Origin of the sequence: Aneurinibacillus aneurinilyticus ATCC 12856, assembly GCF_000466385.1 — a bacterium.
GTDB classification, from domain to species: domain Bacteria; phylum Bacillota; class Bacilli; order Aneurinibacillales; family Aneurinibacillaceae; genus Aneurinibacillus; species Aneurinibacillus aneurinilyticus.
In genome coordinates this window covers 1-2722 of sequence record NZ_KE952823.1, presented here as the reverse complement: position 1 = coordinate 2722, position 2722 = coordinate 1, and the positions used below count along the sequence as shown (strand labels likewise).

Below are 2722 nucleotides of genomic sequence, written 5' to 3'. Positions count from 1 at the left end.
AAAGCAGAAGGTCATTCACTCTGTTTCTCAAATCCTAAAAGGAGAAAAATACTAATGTTAGATATCAAATTAGCCAAATCAAAAATGGAAAATGAAGAAGGGATGAACCACCTATGGATTCGTATTGCTTCTTTTTCTTCCGAGAATCTAAAACATGCCCAAGTAACAATTCGCCTGCCTGATAACATTTACCGATTAGAAAACCTTAACGGTTATTTTGAGGATGAGAATGGCTCTATATTGTTAGGGAGTGTTTCACACGAGCAGGATATTATGATCGAAATTTATACACAGGATGAAGTTCCTTGTGGGGAGAGTAAAATTACTGTCAGTCTGAGTTATAGGGATAATCAGGATCAGACAAAAGAGATTTTACGTTCCATTCCTTTGCGTTTAGTTACCGAAAATGAAATGGATAATGTAGAAATTGATGAGGAAGTTATCTCACGGCTAAAAAAACGAAACGAATCACATATAGAAGAAAAATTTGTTGAATTTCCCTTACAAACACAATACGTAAGCAATGAATTATCAAGCTTAGAAAAAAAATATCGGGTTGATTGTACGTTTTACTAAAATAAATTGGGAGGAAAGCAAATGAATCTTATTCCTTATGTAGGAGAACAAACAGGGGGGAACGTTCCTATGATATATACGATTGCGCAGTCATATCAATCTTATTATATCCCAATAAATTTAAATATGAACGACACAGCCATCCTTCACTATATGTACTGTTGGTGGGAAAGACCCTGTTAAAAGAATAAGCGAAATAGGTCCGAAAATTTCTCCAACTGGAGAGACGATTATTGACAATGTTATCTTCTAATATGCGGTTACGATGTAAGACAGGATCAGCGAAGCCGTCCATAAGGTGAACATACATCTATCGTTTTGGACACCTATTGCAAAAATATAGGGAATCGATTATAGTTTACTTACCGACCGTTAAGTAAACTGAAGAGAAGAGGCTATAACATGAAAACATCAACGACGTCGACGACGTACGAAGTTATATTGAAGACGGCTTACCGCCTGTTCGCCGAGCATGGGTTTGACAAAGCGAGCATGGCGATCATTGCCAAGGAGATCGGCATCTCAAAGCCCGCACTGTATTATCACTTTAAATCGAAGGAAGCGATCATTGATGTGCTTTTTGATGAAATTTGCAAAAGCGTCACATTTGCCAACTTCTTCAGCATCAAGCAATATTCGAAGGACAATTTCGAGGAAAAGCTTATTGCAGACGGGTTAAGCATCATTCAAAGCCAGACGGAAGACGAGCATTATTCACGCATCATGCATCAATATCAAGCGCTGGGCTATCGAAATCCGAAGTATATGCAGAAGCTGATTGAAAGTCTGGACGGATTCACAACGGGATTCCATGAGCTGCTGCGGCACGGCGTTTCGATCGGGGCAATCAAGGATGGTGATACGCTGGCTCATGCCCAAATGCTGACGATGATTATTGATGGCGTGGATAATTTTATGACCTATGGCTTTCAATATCGCTACGACAAGATATGGGCTAAAACGGTCAAAGCTATCGTTAGAGGTGAATAGAGGATGAATCAATCGACACAAACACAACGTATCACGGCTCTTGACTACGTGAGGGCCGGTCGAAACGATTATGCGTAAATATTGCTGAACCGGCTTCAAATGAAATCAGGGGTCTAAGGGACAGGCTGATATGAGTGAAGAGCGTTTCCCTGCCAATCGCTCATATATAGATATACCCCCCTTCTTCATATTTATAGTTTGTTTAATTCCATGTGTTGTTCTATATGGACCACCTGCCATTCATCTTGAGACTTCGCTGTCATGGTAAAGCCTTGCTTGGTACGCTGGTTGCTTTTGACAGAAGTATGAATAGCTTTATGCAGACTGTATTTCATCTTAAAAATGTGTGTTTTTTAGGTGTAGAGTGTATAAAGTGAGAGTATAGCATTGTTAATAAGGAACTAGTATTTCAAAATATTTTATCAAAATATCCTACCGAATTCATCACAATGAAACTCTATAGTGAACGCTTTCTCATTGGATAAACCATTTAAACTATAAATACCTTCAATGCGAATACTATATGTTCGACCACCATCTATTAAAGAAGCCTCATAAGATGTTTGCTCCCACGTGCTACCAGAACTTACTGCTTGGGTTGAAATGTTCTCTAATTTTCTAAACACTTGACGGTCATGGTATGCATTATATTGCGTTTCAAATTTACCTGTAACCTCAATTTCACCAATAATATCAGGAATATAAATGTATGCTGTTTTTGTCGTTTCTCCATTTAAATTCGTAACTACTTTATTAGTAGTTGACGATAGAGCATTTAGTGTTTCACGTTCAGCTGTCAAATAGTCATCTACTATATTTTGGACCCTCGTTTCATATGCTTTTGGTTCAATCCAATCTTCTGGTTGAAACTGCTCCATTGGTGGCACTTCAATATGAATACCTATTTTCTTCTGCATCACTTCTTCCACGATTTTCATATACTGCTTATAATATTGTTCTTTCTCCTGTTGAGTAAGTGAAGTTGTAGTAGCCGAGCTGATACTTGTCGTTCCTAACAATGATACTGAAATTACAAGCGTTGCAATGCATTTTGAAATTTTAACCATTTTCATCCCCCCTTAGAACGCAATTATAAACTAATAATTGTAAAAAATATATATAGTAAAATATCACGCCTGTTGATTATCCATAAGGT

At 37.7% G+C, this 2722-nt stretch carries 3 protein-coding genes and 1 pseudogene; 3 read left to right on the top strand and 1 reads right to left on the bottom strand.

The window, feature by feature from the left end:
• The 3 genes and pseudogenes from HMPREF0083_RS15435 to HMPREF0083_RS15430 form a co-directional block, all read left to right on the top strand.
• Nucleotides 1-576 (top strand): hypothetical protein (locus HMPREF0083_RS15435; RefSeq protein ID WP_021622482.1); only part of this gene is annotated, 576 nt, incomplete at its 5' end.
• A gap of 142 nt (nt 577-718) precedes the next feature.
• Nucleotides 719-817: pseudogene (locus HMPREF0083_RS30345) on the top strand (serine hydrolase); the annotation flags it as partial.
• A 161-nt stretch (nt 818-978) separates the two neighbouring features.
• Entirely contained in the window at nt 979-1566 is a 588-nt protein-coding gene (locus HMPREF0083_RS15430) for a TetR/AcrR family transcriptional regulator (protein WP_021622481.1), read from the top strand.
• 422 nt (nt 1567-1988) lie between these two features.
• On the opposite strand, the gene HMPREF0083_RS15425 is transcribed toward HMPREF0083_RS15430, so the two are convergent.
• Nucleotides 1989-2633, bottom strand: coding sequence for a hypothetical protein (locus HMPREF0083_RS15425; RefSeq protein ID WP_051354680.1), 645 nt, complete (start codon nt 2631-2633; stop codon nt 1989-1991).
• Nucleotides 2634-2722: the final 89 nt, after the last annotated feature.

Coding starts and splice junctions, on each gene's coding strand:
- HMPREF0083_RS15425 (WP_051354680.1), bottom strand. CDS start 2,633: ATGGTTAAAATTTCAAAATGCATTGCAACGCTTGTAATTTCAGTATCA.
- HMPREF0083_RS15430 (WP_021622481.1), top strand. CDS start 979: ATGAAAACATCAACGACGTCGACGACGTACGAAGTTATATTGAAGACG.